The organism is Pseudomaricurvus alcaniphilus (assembly GCF_011440395.1).
Lineage (GTDB): Bacteria > Pseudomonadota > Gammaproteobacteria > Pseudomonadales > Cellvibrionaceae > Pseudomaricurvus > Pseudomaricurvus alcaniphilus.
Genome location: NZ_JAAOIX010000040.1, coordinates 1 through 1,071 on the forward strand (window position 1 = coordinate 1; position 1,071 = coordinate 1,071).

The following is a 1,071-nucleotide window of genomic DNA, read 5'->3' on the forward strand; positions in this document are numbered from 1 at the left end:
TGGATTACGGACTGGAGGCTAAGGGCAATGGTCTTTTTGCTGCTCTGGACGGTACTGGTGTTATTGTCAAAGCAAAAGATGATGCAGATCTCCCTGAAGCGCTTACTACCGGCAATATGTTGCGAAAAACCGTCTATGGTGTTGCAGATCAGGCTACTTTAGATGCTATCAAAGCTGAGTTGGGTAAAGATCGTGAAGTTAAAACACTGGCAGATGGTTCTTTGGAGTCTGTTGACGATCTGGGTTTTGCAATCGGCTTTCAGATTACAGTAAGAAAGCCGCTTTCACTTAAAGCTGAATTGGTAAATGCCCCAGGTGATACACATCGCCCCGTGAATGAGGTGGGCGCTGTACAAGGTCATGTGCCTAAACCAAGAACACTGTCGCACGTTGTTTACTTTGTTCCTGATTTTAAAAAGATGGAAGCATTTTACGAAGAGCGTTTAGGTTTTAAAGTGACCGACCGTTTCACCAATGCTGGGTCTTTCTTGCGCCCGGCCGGTACATCAGACCACCATACCCTGTTTACCATTCAAACCCCTGAGCATATGCAAGGTTGTGAACACTTCGCTTTCCATTTGGGTGGCCCTTCTGAAGTGTTGAGTGCAGGTAGTGCCTTTGTGAAAAAAGGCTACGAACCGTTTTGGGGGCCGGGGCGTCACATGTTTGGTTCAAATTACTTTTGGTACTTCAAATCTCCGTTGGGTTGTGTAATGGAATACGATGCAGATATGGATACCCACAATAATGACTGGGTTGCGCGCGAAGCAGATTTCCGTGCAGACAATTCCCAGATTTTCCTGTTCCAATATCGTGAAACCTGGGCGCCGGGCGGTGGTAACTAATCTGTTTTTCAACGAGATAGTATTAGTGCATTTTTGAAAAGTGGGGCGGGAGCTTAATCATGCAAAATGGGGTTAAGCTTTGCCCTGTGACGGAATTTCCTGCGCAGGGCGCCAAGGGTTTCGATCTAAGCAATCGTGGAATCGATACGGTTTTCGTCGTGAAAGACGCGACTGGATTTCATGCTTATTTGAATTCTTGCCCACATGTGAATGGCGCCTCACTGCC

Annotated in this window: 1 protein-coding gene; it reads left to right on the forward strand. The window is 46.8% G+C overall.

All coding sequences use genetic code 11. The features are described from left to right. The coding region (locus G8764_RS22260) for a VOC family protein (protein WP_166168586.1) at positions 1 to 845 on the forward strand (845 nt) is incomplete at its 5' end. Positions 846 to 1,071 lie beyond the last annotated feature (226 nt).